The organism is Pseudomonas sp. 3MA1, from assembly GCF_029237275.1.
Taxonomy (GTDB): domain Bacteria; phylum Pseudomonadota; class Gammaproteobacteria; order Pseudomonadales; family Pseudomonadaceae; genus Aquipseudomonas; species Aquipseudomonas fluorescens_AP.
This window is the reverse complement of sequence record NZ_JAACFX010000001.1, coordinates 634,026-647,547: the sequence shown is the minus strand read 5'-3', so window position 1 is coordinate 647,547 and position 13,522 is coordinate 634,026. Positions and strand designations below refer to the sequence as shown.

Here is a 13,522-nt window from a genome sequence, read left to right as displayed (position 1 = left end):
CTCAGCCGATCAGCTGAGGAATACTGCCGTACAACTGACGGATGTATTCCATGAAGGTTTGCACCAGCCAGGGGCCGGCGACGATCAGGGTCACCAGCATCACCAGCAGGCGCGGCAGAAAGCTCAGGGTCTGCTCGTTGATCTGGGTGGCCGCCTGGAACATCGCCACCATCAAGCCCACCAGCAGGCTGGGCACCACCAGCACCGCCACCATCATGGTGGTCAGCCAGAGCGCTTCGCGAAACAGGTCTACCGCGACTTCAGGAGTCATTGTCGAATACCCGCCAACAAGGTTTTAGACACCACCGAAACTGCCCGCCAAGGTGCCGATGATCAATGCCCAGCCATCCACCAGGACAAACAGCATGATCTTGAACGGCAGGGAAATGATCAGCGGCGAGAGCATCATCATGCCCATCGCCATCAGCACACTGGCCACCACCAGGTCGATGATCAGGAACGGGATGAAGATCATGAAGCCGATCTGGAACGCGGTCTTAAGCTCGGAGGTGACGAAGGCCGGCACCAGGATGGTCAGCGGCGCCTGGTCGGGACTGGCGATGTCAGTGCGCTTGGACAGGCGCATGAACAGCTCCAGATCGCTGCTGCGGGTCTGCGCCAGCATGAAGTCCTTGATCGGCACCTGCGCCTTGGCCACCGCATCCTGGGCCGTGAGCTTTTCCGCCAGGTACGGCTGTAAGGCGTCCTGGTTCACCCGATCGAATACCGGCGCCATGATGAACATCGTCAGAAACAGCGCCATGCCGGTGAGGATCTGGTTCGACGGAGTCTGCTGCAGGCCCAGGGCCTGACGCAGGATCGAGAAGACGATGATGATCCGGGTGAAGCTGGTCATCAGCATGACGAACGCCGGGATGAAGCTCAGCGCGGTCATGATCAGCAGGATCTGCAGGCTGACCGAGTACTCTTGCTGGCCGCTGGCGTTGGTGCCAAGGGTGATCGCCGGAATCGACAACGGGTCGGCGGCCAGCGCCAGTGGCGCCGCCAACATCAGTGCCAATGTCAAGATGATGCGCAACGGCATTACTTCTTATCCTTCTGATCCTTGCCCAACAGCTCCATCAGGCGCTGGGCGAACTCGGGCGTCGCCTGCTCGGCAGTGGACACCTGCACCGGCTCTTTGAGTACATGCAACGGCGTGATGGTGCCCGGGGTCAGGCCCAGCAGAATCTGCTCATTGCCGACCTGCACCAGCACCAGGCGATCCCGCGGCCCCAGGGCCCGGGAACCGATCAGCTCGATCACCTGGCCCTTGCCCGCAGGACCGGCCTGCTGCACCCGGCGCAACAGCCAGGCGAGGAAAAAGATCAGCCCGATCACCAGCAGCAGGCCCAGCACCAGCTGGGTCAACTGGCCACTGACGCTGCCCGTTGCCGGCGCGGTCGCAGCCACCGCAGCGGTGGCCGCCGGCTCTGCGGCCAGGGCGCTCAGGGGCAACGCGAGCGCAATGCCAAGCAGCTTGTTCACTTAGCGCAGCTTCTTGATGCGTTCGCTGGGGCTGATCACGTCGGTCAGGCGAATGCCGAACTTTTCGTTGACCACCACCACCTCGCCGTGAGCGATCAGGGTGCCGTTGACCAGCACGTCCAGCGGCTCGCCGGCCAGGCGGTCAAGCTCGATCACCGAACCCTGGTTGAGCTGCAACAGGTTGCGGATGTTGATATCGGTGCTGCCCACTTCCATGGAGATCGACACCGGAATGTCGAGAATCACATCCAGGTTGGGACCATCCAGGGTGACCGGCTCGTGGCTCTTGGGCACGCTGCCGAACTCTTCCATCTGCAAACGCCCGGAACTTGACGCAGCCCCCGCGTCCGCCGCCAGCAGAGCGTCGATATCCGCTTGACCGGCATCACCGGTTTCTTCCAGCGCAGCAGCCCATTCGTCGGCCAGAGCCTGGTCGTCCTGGGAGTTAATTTCGTCAGCCATCATGGGTCCTCGACGGGCAAAAATTCATTGAACAGCAAACAGGTTGGTGCGCCGCTCAACGGCGCTCGATCGGCTCGATCACTTGCAGCGCCAGGTTGCCCTTGTGGGAACCCAGCTTGACCTTGAACGACGGCACGCCGTTGGCGCGCATGATCATGTCTTCCGGCAGCTCCACCGGGATCACATCGCCCGGCTGCATGTGCAGGATGTCGCGCAGGCGCAGCTGACGCCGGGCCACGGTGGCGCTCAGCGGCACGGCCACATCCAGCACGTCCTCGCGCAGGGCCTTGCTCCAGCGCTCGTCCTGGTCGTCCAGGTCGGATTGGAAGCCGGCGTCGAGCATTTCCCGGATCGGCTCGATCATCGAGTACGGCATGGTCACGTGCAGGTCGCCGCCACCGCCATCGAGTTCGATATGGAAGGTCGACACCACAATGGCTTCGCTGGGGCCGACGATGTTGGCCATGGCCGGGTTCACTTCGGAGTTTATGTACTCGAAGTTGACCGGCATGATCGCCTGCCAGGCTTCCTTGAGGTCGATGAAGGCCTGTTCCAGCACCATGCGCACCACCCGCAGCTCGGTGGGGGTGAACTCACGCCCTTCGATCTTGGCGTGGCGGCCGTCGCCGCCGAAGAAGTTGTCCACCAGCTTGAACACCAGCTTGGCGTCAAGAATGAACAACGCCGTGCCGCGCAGCGGCTTGATCTTCACCAGGTTGAGGCTGGTGGGCACGTACAGCGAGTGCACGTACTCACCAAACTTCATGACCTGCACGCCACCTACCGCCACATCGGCGGAACGCCGCAGCATGTTGAACATGCTGATCCTTGTATAGCGGGCGAAACGCTCGTTGATCATTTCCAGGGTCGGCATGCGTCCGCGGACGATGCGATCCTGGCTGGTCAGGTCGTAGCTTTTGACACTGCCGGGTTCGGCAGCATGTTCGGTCTGTACCAGACCGTCGTCGACACCATGCAACAGCGCGTCGATCTCATCCTGGGACAGCAGGTCCTGCACGGCCATGTCGTGTTCCTACTGCAGTACGAAGTTAGTGAAGAGCAACTGTTCGACCACCACTTTGCCCACCTCTTTCTGCGCCACTTCCTGGACGCTGGCCGTGGCCTTCTGGCGGAGCATTTCCTGGCCGACCGGAGTCGCCAAGGTGTCGAAACTCTGTCCGGAGAACAGCATCACCAGGTTGTTGCGGATCACCGGCATGTGCACTTTCAGCGCGTCCAGATCGGCCTGGTTGCGCGCCAGCAGGGTAATGCTCACCTGCATGTAGCGCTGCCGGCCATTCTGCGTGTAGTTGGCGACAAAGGCCGGGGCCATGGGCTCGTAGATCGCCGCCGGCTTGACGTTGCTGGCGGTTTCCGCAACCGGTGCGGGCTTGCTCTGAGCACTGTGCATGAAGTACCAGGTGGCGCCGACCGACAGGCCGATGGCCAGCAACAACGCCAGGACAATCAAGAGGATAAGCTTGAGTTTGCTTTTCCCTGCGGTGGGTTTCTCTGCTGCTTCGCTCTTCGCCATGCCAATAATCCGTCACTATTCGGGGGTTCACAGTCGCACGGCAAGGCAAGAGCAAGTGTTATGCCAGATTTGTCAGAAAGCCGGGGATGAACGGCCAAGGGCAAGGCTGCGAGGGGAAACCTGCGGTGACAGCCACACCGCAGGGATCGGCGTGGGGACCGGGAACCGGCCCCCGACAAGGGTCAAGCGTAGTAGTCGACGGCGCTGCTACCAATCACTGTCTGTACCGGAGCCTGCACTTCTGCCACGACAGGCGACAACTCATCATCACCAGCGTCCAGGCGCCCACCGCTGGTGCTGGAACCGCTGCGACGATTCTGCTCCTGTTGCGCCTGTTCCTGCCCCTGCCAGCCACGGGACTGATCGGACACGTTGACGTCCACCTGCCCCAGACCCTGCTGGTTGAACATGTCGCGCATGCGGTGCATCTGCCCTTCCAGGGCTTCGCGCACGCCAGCATGGGCGCTCATGAAGGTGACCTGGGTCTGCTGGTCCGGAATCATGTGCACGCGAATATCCAGGCGCCCCAGTTCCGCAGGCTGCAACTGGATGTCCGCCGACTTGAGATTGGTACTGGACAGGTACATCACCCGGTTGACCACTTCATCGGTCCAGCCGCTCTGGTGCATGGCCAGGGGCTGGTTGACCGGCACCGCGTTGGCGGTCTTGGGCGTTGCCGCCTGCGTCAGGGCCGCCAGGCGATTGGCGAAATCATCCACCCGGGTATCGCTGGACGCGCCCTTGAGGTCTTTCAGGCCATCGGCAATCAGACCGGTGAAGGCTTTTTCGCCACCTTGTTCGGTACTGCCCTTGCCGGCCTGCTGCTCCAGCATGCCGACCATGGCATTGGCGAAATTCTGCACCGACGTCAACTGGCCCTCGGCATTGGCGCTTGCAGGGGCGGCCTTGGGCTGCGCCTGACTGGAAGCCGAGACGTGACCGCCCTGCTCCATGGCCAGACGCACGGCCGGCATGGCATCCAGAGGATCGGCTTCGGGATCGAACACCGCCTTGGGCGGCTCGGCCGCAGGGGGCACCGCCGGCACTGCCGCGGCCACCACTGCCGGCACTACCACGGGGACTTCTACCTGAGGTTGCGGCGCCACCACCGGCGGCGGCACTTCCGCGACCTGAGGTTGCGGCTGGATGGCCGGCAACAGGCTAGGGTCCAGCGGCACCGGATTGACCGGGGCATCAGCCTGGGTGTTGTCGACCGGCTGGCTATCAGCCGACTTGCTGTCGGCCGGCTTGCTGGCGTCACTGGCGGCGCTGGCCGGTTTGCTGTCGCTGCTCGTCGCTTTGTCGGCAGGCAAGGATTTGCCGCTATCGGCAACCACGGGCTGCGACGCGGCAGACTGATCGCTGGCGACATCTTTCTTTGGACTATTGTCGGCACCCTTGTCGCGCACCGGCTTGGGCGAGTTGTCGGCAAAGGTCAGCGACTTGTTCTGCGGCTTGCTCTGGGCCTCTTTGGCATAGAGCTGGGCGAAGCTGGGCGCCTTGTCACCAGGCTCGGCAACGCTTGCCAGGGGGCTGGCAGGAGTCGCTTGAGTCTTGGACTTAGCGCTGGCCTGAGCGGCGGCCTGAAGAAGCGTATTGGGGGTAACAGCCATGGGACAGTCTCCGCTGCACGGGGATCATAGGTACAGTCACGAGACTTGATTGCAAGGGTCGAGCCAGTTTCGTCAACCCGCTGAAAAAATATTGCTCAACAGTGAAAGCGTTGCAGTTCCTGCTCGCACAGGCGCCGGACAATGGCGAACTCGCCGTCGATCTCTCCCACCAGGCGGGCGATGCCATCGGTGGCGGATTGCCCGGCCCGCAACTCCAGCTCATGGCAGAGTTCCGCCAGGCGGATGGCGCCCATGTTGCTACTGCTGCCCTTGAGGCTGTGAGCGGTGGCTACCAATTGCAAAGCGTCCTCGGATTTGTGCAGCAGCCGCACCCGCTCCTCGGAATCGCAGACGAAAGTATCCAGCAGGACGGGGTATTCATCCTCCATCACTTCCTGCAATGCATTGAGCACCGTGTGGTCCAGATGTATCTCAGCCACTTGTTCACTCCTTGATCAAGAACCCGCGGGATTATGCCAGAGCGTCCCAGGAAAACTCCACGCAGACACTGCGCCCATCGTCCGACCACTGCGCCTGACGGCTCATCTGTCGGATCAGGCTGACGCCACGCCCCGAAAACCGTCCGGCATCGTTGGGACGGGCCATAACGGCCGCCACATCAAACCCATCACCACTGTCTTCGACCCGAACCACCAAGCGCCCTCCGGTTTCCAGAGGCTGCACCTGCAGGTGCACCCGGACAAAACCTTCCTGCAACTGCTCCAGCCTCAACGCGCGCTCGCGGTAATAGCGGGTAAACCCCTCGGCATCGCGCTTGAGCCGAGAATCGAGCTTGAGCACGCCATGCTCCAGAGCATTGGAATAAAGCTCGGCCAGAACACTGTAGAGCACCCCGCTCTGGGAGCGCAGGCCGTGCACTTCAAGCAACAGTTGCAGCAGGTATGGCAGCGGATTGAAGCGCTTGAGAGTGGCCGCGCGAAACTCGAAACTCACCGACCAGTCCAGTGGACAGGACTGACCGCTGTCGGAGTACACCGGGGCCGGCGGCGCCAACCTGGGGAACTCCGGCAACCCGACCTCGACCATGCTCACATCGTCCCGGGCACTGCCACCAAAGCGCTCCAGGGCCTGCTGGACCTCCTCGAACAGCCGCTCCGGCTGGCGGTTGGCGGCAAACACCCGATACAGCCGCTCCACGCCAAACAGCTCCTCGTCGGCATTGCAGGTGTCGATCACCCCGTCGGACAACAGGAACACCCGATCCCCGGGCATCATGGAGAACACCTCGGTACGATCCTCGAACGCCTCGGCGCTCAATATTCCAAGGGGCAGATGCCGCGCCACCAGGGGCGTGCGCGCGTCACTGGCATGACGATACAGGTAGCCCTCGGGCATGCCGCCGTTCCACACCTCCACCGACCGTCGCTGGCAGCTCAGGCACAACAGGGTCGCGCAACAGAACATGTCCACCGGCAGGATGCGCTTGAGCTTGGCGTTCATCTCCCGCAGGGTTTCCGGCAAACCGTAGCCCTTGGCGGTCATGCCATAGAACACCTCAGCCAGGGGCATCGCCCCCACGGCCGCGGGCAAACCGTGCCCGGTGAAGTCCCCCAGCAGCACATGCATGTCCCCCGCCGGGGTATAGGCCGCCAGCAACAGATCGCCGTTGAACAGCGCATAAGGCGATTGCAGATAGCGGATATTCGGCGCGTCCAGGCAGCCGGAATGGGCCACCTTGTCGAACACGGCCTTGGCCACGCGCTGCTCGTTGAGCAGGTAATCGTGGTGGCGGGTGATCTGATCGCGCTGCGCCAGCACGGTTTCCTGCAGGCGGCGCAGCCGGTCCATGGCATTGATCTTGGCGCCAAGGATCACCGGGTTGTAGGGCTTGGCCAGAAAGTCGTCGCCGCCCGCTTCCAGACAACGGGCAAGCGCCTCGCTCTCGCTCAGGGAGGTCAGAAAGATGATCGGCACCAGCGTCTCGCCCGCCAGGGCCTTGATCCGCCGCGCAGCCTCGAAGCCGTCCATCACCGGCATCAGCGCATCCATCAGGACGATCTGTGGTCGCTGCTGCTCGAACAACGCCAGGGCCTCGGCGCCATTGCTGGCCGCCAGCACCTGATGCCCCTGGCGCCGGATAATGCTGGACAGCAGCAGACGATCCGCCGCGCCATCTTCGGCAATCAGCACACACAGGGGCTCGGCCATGGAGCGCGGCCCGCTCAACTGATGTCGAAAAGCTTGTCGAAATTGGAGATGGCGAGAATCTTGCGCACATCCGAGTTGCTGTTGATCACCCGGACATCGGCGTTGTCGCCGCCGGCATGGTCACGCAACAGGAGCAGCATGCCCAGGGCGGAGCTGTCGAGGTAGGTGGCCTCCTTGAGGTCCACCACGATGGACTCCGGCGTCCGGTTGAGCCGCTCGTAGGATTCGCGAAACTCCTGATGACGCCCGAAATCAAAGCGCCCGCGAATGGAAATCGTGAGTTTCTGACCGTCCGGGGATATTTCTGTAACGACCGACATGTGACTGCTTCCTTGTCATTGACGACGTCTAAAAGGTGTAGCACCCAGCTGGCAGTCGAACAACCTGCAGACCGAAAATGAGCGCTATCAGTAAGGATTCTGACGGGGCAGACGCTGGGAAAGTTCATCCAGTAGCTTTTGCTCGCGCTTGTCCTCAAGCGCCCGAGCCTCGTCGATGTAGCGCTGCACCAGCTTGCGCAGCCCTTCTACCCGGGCATAGGCCTGCTGCCAGGCCTCCCGCGCGCGATCGAGGTTGTTCTGATGCCAGGCCAGGCTCTGCCGTTGCTGGGCCACCGCCGTGTCCAACTGACTGAGAAAGTACTGGTAGTTCATCAGCCAGTGACCGCTGACGCCCAGCTTGCCGCGCTCGACCCACTGCTCCTGGTAATCGCCGCGAAAGCGCTCCAGATCCCCCAGCTTGCTCTCGGCCACGCGCACCTGCCCATGGAAGTACTCCAGGCGCTGGGCAGCGGTACGCTCGGCGCTTTCAGCCATGTCCACCACCGGCGCCAGACGCGCCGCACGGCTATCGGCCATGGCCGGTTAACCGCCCGTCGCCGGAGCGAAAAGCATCTCCAGGTGGGTTTGGCTGTGGCCCAGGCTGACGTTGTCGTTCAGCCCCTGGCGCAGGTAGGCAACCATGGCCGGCTGCAGGGAAATCGCGGTATCGGTGTCGCGATCACCGCCGGCCACATAAGCGCCGACGCTGATCAGATCCCGCGCCTGCTGATAACGCGACCACAACTGCTTGAAGTACTGGGCGCGCGCCATGTTGTCGGGGCTGATCACCGCCGGCATGACCCGGCTGATGGAGGCTTCGATGTCGATGGCGGGGTAATGCCCCTCCTCCGCCAGGCGCCGGGACAGCACGATATGCCCGTCGAGCACGCCTCGGGCCGAGTCGGCGATAGGGTCCTGCTGGTCATCGCCCTCGGACAGCACGGTATAGAAGGCCGTGATCGAACCACCGCCGGCCTCGGCATTACCGGCCCGCTCCACCAGCTTGGGCAGCTTGGCGAACACCGAAGGCGGATAACCCTTGGTGGCAGGCGGCTCACCAATGGCCAGGGCGATTTCCCGCTGGGCCTGGGCGAAACGGGTCAGGGAGTCCATCAGCAACAGGACGTTCTTGCCCTTGTCGCGAAAATATTCGGCGATCCGCGTGCAGTACATCGCCGCCCGCAAACGCATCAACGGCGCGTCGTCCGCTGGCGAAGCCACCACCACTGAACGCTTGAGGCCTTCTTCGCCGAGAATGTGCTCGATGAACTCCTTGACCTCACGCCCCCGCTCACCGATCAGCCCGACCACGATGATGTCGGCTTCGGTGAAGCGGGTCATCATGCCCAGCAGCACACTCTTGCCCACGCCGGTACCGGCGAACAGGCCAAGACGCTGGCCGCGGCCTACCGTCAATAAACCGTTGATGCTGCGGATCCCCACGTCCAGCGGCTGGCTGATGGGGTCGCGCTTGAGGGGGTTGATGGTCGGACCATCCATCGGCACCCAGTCTTCGGCGCGCATGGAACCCTTGCCGTCCAGCGCCCGTCCGGCGCCATCCAGCACGCGCCCGAGCATGCTCATGCCCATGGGCAGGCGCCCGGTGTCGGCCTGCGGGACCACGCGGGCACCCGGGGCAATCCCGGCCACGCTGCCCACCGGCATCAGGAACACCTTGCCCCCGGAGAACCCCATGACCTCGGCCTCGACCTGGACCGGGTGATAGCTGTCATCGTTGATCACCAGGCAACGAGTGCCCATGGCCGCACGCAACCCTTCCGCCTCCAGGGTCAGGCCGACCATGCGCAGCAGGCGCCCTTCCAGGATGGGCTGCCCCGGCAGTTTGACGGCGCCGGCGTAGCCCCCCAGACGCTTGCCGAAACTGGTGCGTTCAAGGCGCATCAGCAGTTTCCACAGGCTCGGGGTGCTCGGTGAGCAAAGATTGCTCGGCATCGATATCCGGCAACGACGGCGTCCGTGGACCAAGATCCAGGCTCAGGTCCGCGGCCGCCGGGTGCAGCGATTGCTCGTGCATCTGATCGAACAACTGATCCATGGCCTGGGTGATGCGGGTTTCGACGCTGGCATCGATGCGGCTGTGCTCGGTTTCGACCCGACAGCCGCCGGGCAGCAGCGCTTCGTCCTCGACGATGCGCCAGCTTTCCTCGTGCCGCTCGCGCAGGCTCTTGACCTGCTCGAAGTCCTGCGGATTGACGTAGAGACGCACGTTGCCAACACCCAGGGGCAGCAGCTTGAGAGCTTCGCGCATGACGTGCTCGATCTGGCTGGAATCCATCGCCAATTCACGCTGGATCACCTCACGGGTAACATGCTTGACCAGCTCCACCAGGGTTTTCTCGATCTGCGTGTCCTGTTCGGCAATCGGCTCGAACAGGTTGACCATCAGTTGCTCGAGGGCCTGCAGCTTGGCGTTCAAAGCCACCTCAGCCTCCTGCCGGACCTTGAGCGTCGTGCTGTGGAAGCCTTCCTTCTCGCCGGTGGCGAAACCTTCGTTATAGGCTTCCTGACGAATGCTCTCGAGCTCTTCGAGGGTCAGCGGCTGGACTTCATCCAGCGGCACCTCCTCGATCTCTTCCGGAATTTCTTCAGGCTCCGGTTCAGGCTCGGGCGGCTCGGGGTCGAAACTGGGCAGCGCCCAGACGTCAAAACCCTCGACGTCCCGGGCACGAATCAGTTCGCTGTGGGACTCATCACTGCTGGACGACATAAAGCGACCTTAGATCATTTCTTCGCCGCCCTTCCCGCCGAGAACGATCTCTCCGGCTTCGGCCATACGGCGGGCAATGGTGAGGATTTCCTTCTGCGCCGTTTCCACGTCGCTGACGCGAACCGGCCCCTTGGCTTCCAGATCGTCGCGCAGCAGCTCCGCCGCACGCTTGGACATGTTCTTGAAGATCTTTTCCTTGACCCCTTCGTCCGACCCCTTGAGGGCCAGTACCAGCACGTCGGAGGACACTTCGCGCAACAGCGCCTGAATGCCACGGTCGTCGACATCGGCCAGGTTGTTGAACACGAACATCAGGTCTTCGATCTGACCGGACAGGTCTTCGTCGACTTCGCGGATCGAATCCATCAACTGGCCTTCGATCGAGCTGTCGAGGAAGTTCATGATGTCGGCCGCACGCTTGATACCACCCAAGGTGGTACGAGAAGCGTTGGAGTTGCCGGAGAACTGCTTCTCGAGAATCTGGTTCAGCTCTTTGAGCGCCGCCGGCTGCACGGTATTGAGCGAGGAAACCCGCAAAATGATGTCCAGACGCGCCTTGTGGTCGAAGTTGCCCAGCACTTCGCCGGCCTGATCCGGATCCAGATAGGCCACGACGATCGCCTGGATCTGCGGGTGCTCGTAGCGGATCACGTCAGCCACGGCCCGGGGTTCCATCCACTTCAGGCTGTCCAGGCCGCTGGTGTTGCCACCCAGCAGGATGCGGTCGATCAGGCCGTTGGCCTTGTCTTCGCCCAGGGCCTGGGTGAGCATTTTGCGCACATAGTCATCGGAACCCACGCCGAGGCTGGTCTGATCGCCGACGATGTCGACGAACTCGCTCATCACCTGCTCGACCTGCTCGCGGTGCACGTTGCCCATCTGCGCCATGGCCACGCCCACACGCTGGACCTCTTTGGGCCCCATGTGGCGCAGCACTTGTGCGGCATCGGTGGAACCCAGGGACAGCAGCAGAATCGCGGCTTTGTCGACCCGGGTCAGTTTGGCGGTAGCGGCTCGGTTATCACTCATCTGCGTTAATCCACTCTTTCACGACCTGAGCCACACGACCCGGGTCTTCAGCCACCAGACTCTTGATTGCGTTCAACTGAGCGTCATAACCCTCGCTCGGGCTCGGCAGCAGGATGCTTTGCGGGCCACCGAGGCTGACGCGATCGTTGGCCAGTTCGCCATCCAGGCCGCCCATGCCGCCCAGCTCGACATCGCTGCCCAGCCCTGCCAGTTCCTTGTTCTTGCCGCCGCCGGTGATGTTGTTGAGCACCGGGCGCAGCACGCCGAACACCAGTACCAGGATGAACAGCACACCCAGGACCTGCTTGACGATGTCCCAGAACCAGGGCTGCGAATAGAACGGAATATCGGCGACCACTTCTCCGCGCTCGGCGGAGAACGGCACGTTGATCACACTGACGCTGTCGCCACGGCTGGCGTCGAAACCTACCGCGTCCTGCACCAGTCGGGTGAAACGCGCCAATTCGTCGGCGCTCCAGGGAGCGCGGGTGGTTTCGCCATTGGCCGGATTGACCTTGACCTGATCGTCCACCACCACCGCTACCGACAGGCGATTGACTCGCCCCTGCTGCTGCTTGGTGTGGCTGATGGAGCGATCGAGTTCGAAGTTCTTGGTGGATTGTTGACGCTTGTCCGCCGGGTACGGTGCCAGCATCGGCTGACCGGTGGCCGGATCCATGACCTGTTGACCATTGGCGTCCAGCAGCGGCTGGCCGGGTTGCACCATGCCCGCAGAGGCCGTGGCGCCACCAGTGGTTTGCGGCGCGGACGCCGGTGACGGCGGCTGGTTGCTCAGAGCGCCTGGCACGCCTTGCGGGCCATTGCTGCTGGAGCGCTGCTCGTTGACCGATTGCTCGCTGCGCAGGGCCGGCTGATCGGGGTTGAACTGCTCGGAAGTGGATTCCACTGCGCTGAAGTCGACGTCCGCCGAGACTTCAGCCTTGTAGCGATCGTTGCCCAGCACCGGCTGCAGAATGTTGTGCACCCGCTGGGTCAGCATGCTTTCCAGGCGGCGGCTGTAATCGAACTGCTTGCCAGCCATGGTCAATGCGGAGTTTTCCGCCTGATCGGAGAGCAGGTTGCCCTTCTGGTCGACCACTGTGACTTGGGACTTGCTCAGCTCAGGGACGCTGGTGGCCACCAGGTTGACGATGGCCATGACCTGACCCGGCTCCAGAGAGCGGCCGGAGTAAAGCTCTACCAGTACCGAAGCGCTGGGCTTGCGCTCGTCGCGGACGAACACCGAGCTTTTCGGAATCGCCAGGTGCACGCGGGCACCCTTGACGTTGTTCAAGCTGGAGATGGTCCGGGCCAGCTCGCCTTCCAGGCCGCGACGATAGCGGGTCGCCTCCATGAACTGGCTGGTGCCCAGGCCCTGGTCCTTATCGAGGATTTCGAATCCGACGTTACCGTCTCCCGGCGCCACGCCAGCGGCCGCCAGCTTCATGCGGGCCCGGGACAGATCATCGGCCTTGACCAGCAAGGCACCGGAATTGGGCTCGACGGTGTAAGGAATGTCGGCAGAAGCCAGGGTATCCATGACCTGCTTGGCATCCATACCGGCCAGGCTGCCATACAGCGGCCGGTAATCGGGCTGCTGCGACCAGAGCACCACGGCAAAGCCGATCGCCACGCTGGCGGCCAGGCCTACCAACAGGCCAACCTGACGCAGCATGGTCATCTGGGACAGGTTTTCCAGGAAGGACAGACCGAACAGCGGCGGTTTACCGTCTATTGGGGTGGCCTTGGCCGGTACGTTATCGGCGACTGCTTCTGCCATGACTCAATCTCGTCCTTAAACCGGCATCTGCATGATGTCTTGATACGCCTGAACCAGCTTGTTGCGCACCTGGGTCAAAGCTTGAAAAGACACACTGGCCTTTTGCGAGGAAATCATTACGTCAGTCAGGTCGACGCCGCTTTTGCCAATTTCAAAAGCGCTGGCCAGCTGGTTGGAAGCCTGCTGAGTGTCATTGACCTTGTTCACAGCCTGACCAAGCATGTCAGCGAAGCTGCTGCCGCCGACTTCTGCCACTGCGGCGGATTTAGGCTGCGACATCGCGTCCATCTGCATGGCCCGCATATCCAGCATCAACCGATTAAATTCAACACCTTGGCTCATGGTCTACTCTCTCTGACGGCCCGCAATTTTTTGACACTCACTGTGCGGTTAGTGAGG

General features: G+C 62.5%; 16 protein-coding genes. All 16 read right to left on the bottom strand.

What is annotated here, in order from left to right; genetic code table 11:
* Nucleotide 1: 1 nt before the first annotated feature.
* Nucleotides 2–271, bottom strand: coding sequence for a flagellar biosynthesis protein FliQ (gene fliQ / locus GWQ44_RS03060; RefSeq protein ID WP_011059988.1), 270 nt, complete (start codon nt 269–271; stop codon nt 2–4).
* A 24-nt stretch (nt 272–295) separates the two neighbouring features.
* Nucleotides 296–1,045 carry a flagellar type III secretion system pore protein FliP gene (gene fliP, locus GWQ44_RS03055; protein ID WP_011059987.1) on the bottom strand — a complete coding sequence of 250 codons (750 nt, stop codon included), beginning with the start codon at nt 1,043–1,045 and terminating at the stop codon, nt 296–298.
* Nucleotides 1,045–1,488: a flagellar biosynthetic protein FliO gene (gene fliO / locus GWQ44_RS03050; protein WP_275926621.1), complete on the bottom strand. Its 444-nt coding sequence runs from the start codon at nt 1,486–1,488 to the stop codon at nt 1,045–1,047. The genes fliP and fliO overlap by 1 nt, the downstream gene beginning before the upstream one ends.
* Nucleotides 1,489–1,950 carry a flagellar motor switch protein FliN gene (fliN, locus tag GWQ44_RS03045; protein WP_042940599.1) on the bottom strand — a complete coding sequence of 154 codons (462 nt, stop codon included), beginning with the start codon at nt 1,948–1,950 and terminating at the stop codon, nt 1,489–1,491.
* A 55-nt stretch (nt 1,951–2,005) separates the two neighbouring features.
* Complete coding sequence (gene fliM / locus GWQ44_RS03040) at nt 2,006–2,974, bottom strand: flagellar motor switch protein FliM (RefSeq protein ID WP_016963172.1); 969 nt, start codon at nt 2,972–2,974, stop codon at nt 2,006–2,008.
* 9 nt (nt 2,975–2,983) lie between these two features.
* Nucleotides 2,984–3,484 (bottom strand): flagellar basal body-associated protein FliL, encoded by a 501-nt coding sequence (gene fliL, locus GWQ44_RS03035; RefSeq protein WP_016963170.1) that lies wholly within the window; start codon nt 3,482–3,484, stop codon nt 2,984–2,986.
* A 182-nt stretch (nt 3,485–3,666) separates the two neighbouring features.
* Nucleotides 3,667–5,097, bottom strand: a complete 1,431-nt coding sequence (locus tag GWQ44_RS03030) for a flagellar hook-length control protein FliK (protein WP_275926620.1) — start codon at nt 5,095–5,097, stop codon at nt 3,667–3,669.
* Between the two features lie 95 nt (nt 5,098–5,192).
* On the bottom strand, nt 5,193–5,537 hold the full coding sequence (locus GWQ44_RS03025) for an Hpt domain-containing protein (RefSeq protein WP_016963166.1): 345 nt from the start codon (nt 5,535–5,537) through the stop codon (nt 5,193–5,195).
* A 31-nt stretch (nt 5,538–5,568) separates the two neighbouring features.
* Complete coding sequence (locus tag GWQ44_RS03020; RefSeq protein ID WP_275926619.1) at nt 5,569–7,266, bottom strand: fused response regulator/phosphatase; 1,698 nt, start codon at nt 7,264–7,266, stop codon at nt 5,569–5,571.
* A 14-nt stretch (nt 7,267–7,280) separates the two neighbouring features.
* Nucleotides 7,281–7,586 (bottom strand): STAS domain-containing protein, encoded by a 306-nt coding sequence (locus GWQ44_RS03015; protein ID WP_011059979.1) that lies wholly within the window; start codon nt 7,584–7,586, stop codon nt 7,281–7,283.
* A gap of 87 nt (nt 7,587–7,673) precedes the next feature.
* A complete protein-coding gene (fliJ, locus tag GWQ44_RS03010) occupies nt 7,674–8,123 on the bottom strand; it encodes a flagellar export protein FliJ (RefSeq protein WP_016963162.1) in 450 nt (149 codons plus the stop codon).
* 6 nt (nt 8,124–8,129) lie between these two features.
* On the bottom strand, nt 8,130–9,488 hold the full coding sequence (fliI, locus tag GWQ44_RS03005) for a flagellar protein export ATPase FliI (RefSeq protein WP_103741581.1): 1,359 nt from the start codon (nt 9,486–9,488) through the stop codon (nt 8,130–8,132).
* Nucleotides 9,478–10,314: a flagellar assembly protein FliH gene (gene fliH, locus GWQ44_RS03000; RefSeq protein WP_275926618.1), complete on the bottom strand. Its 837-nt coding sequence runs from the start codon at nt 10,312–10,314 to the stop codon at nt 9,478–9,480. The genes fliI and fliH overlap by 11 nt, the downstream gene beginning before the upstream one ends.
* A gap of 9 nt (nt 10,315–10,323) precedes the next feature.
* Complete coding sequence (fliG, locus tag GWQ44_RS02995) at nt 10,324–11,343, bottom strand: flagellar motor switch protein FliG (protein WP_011059975.1); 1,020 nt, start codon at nt 11,341–11,343, stop codon at nt 10,324–10,326.
* Complete coding sequence (gene fliF / locus GWQ44_RS02990) at nt 11,336–13,123, bottom strand: flagellar basal-body MS-ring/collar protein FliF (protein WP_016963158.1); 1,788 nt, start codon at nt 13,121–13,123, stop codon at nt 11,336–11,338. Before fliF ends, fliG begins: the two co-directional genes overlap by 8 nt.
* 15 nt (nt 13,124–13,138) lie before the next feature.
* Nucleotides 13,139–13,465 (bottom strand): flagellar hook-basal body complex protein FliE, encoded by a 327-nt coding sequence (gene fliE / locus GWQ44_RS02985; protein WP_016963157.1) that lies wholly within the window; start codon nt 13,463–13,465, stop codon nt 13,139–13,141.
* Nucleotides 13,466–13,522 lie beyond the last annotated feature (57 nt).

Excerpts from the sequence above, each read along its gene's own strand:
- fliQ (WP_011059988.1), bottom strand. The coding sequence starts at position 271 with ATGACTCCTGAAGTCGCGGTAGACCTGTTTCGCGAAGCGCTCTGGCTG.
- fliP (WP_011059987.1), bottom strand. The coding sequence starts at position 1,045 with ATGCCGTTGCGCATCATCTTGACATTGGCACTGATGTTGGCGGCGCCA.
- fliN (WP_042940599.1), bottom strand. The coding sequence starts at position 1,950 with ATGGCTGACGAAATTAACTCCCAGGACGACCAGGCTCTGGCCGACGAA.
- fliM (WP_016963172.1), bottom strand. The coding sequence starts at position 2,974 with ATGGCCGTGCAGGACCTGCTGTCCCAGGATGAGATCGACGCGCTGTTG.
- fliL (WP_016963170.1), bottom strand. The coding sequence starts at position 3,484 with ATGGCGAAGAGCGAAGCAGCAGAGAAACCCACCGCAGGGAAAAGCAAA.
- GWQ44_RS03030 (WP_275926620.1), bottom strand. The coding sequence starts at position 5,097 with ATGGCTGTTACCCCCAATACGCTTCTTCAGGCCGCCGCTCAGGCCAGC.
- GWQ44_RS03020 (WP_275926619.1), bottom strand. The coding sequence starts at position 7,266 with ATGGCCGAGCCCCTGTGTGTGCTGATTGCCGAAGATGGCGCGGCGGAT.
- GWQ44_RS03015 (WP_011059979.1), bottom strand. The coding sequence starts at position 7,586 with ATGTCGGTCGTTACAGAAATATCCCCGGACGGTCAGAAACTCACGATT.
- fliJ (WP_016963162.1), bottom strand. The coding sequence starts at position 8,123 with ATGGCCGATAGCCGTGCGGCGCGTCTGGCGCCGGTGGTGGACATGGCT.
- fliI (WP_103741581.1), bottom strand. The coding sequence starts at position 9,488 with ATGCGCCTTGAACGCACCAGTTTCGGCAAGCGTCTGGGGGGCTACGCC.
- fliH (WP_275926618.1), bottom strand. The coding sequence starts at position 10,314 with ATGTCGTCCAGCAGTGATGAGTCCCACAGCGAACTGATTCGTGCCCGG.
- fliG (WP_011059975.1), bottom strand. The coding sequence starts at position 11,343 with ATGAGTGATAACCGAGCCGCTACCGCCAAACTGACCCGGGTCGACAAA.
- fliF (WP_016963158.1), bottom strand. The coding sequence starts at position 13,123 with ATGGCAGAAGCAGTCGCCGATAACGTACCGGCCAAGGCCACCCCAATA.
- fliE (WP_016963157.1), bottom strand. The coding sequence starts at position 13,465 with ATGAGCCAAGGTGTTGAATTTAATCGGTTGATGCTGGATATGCGGGCC.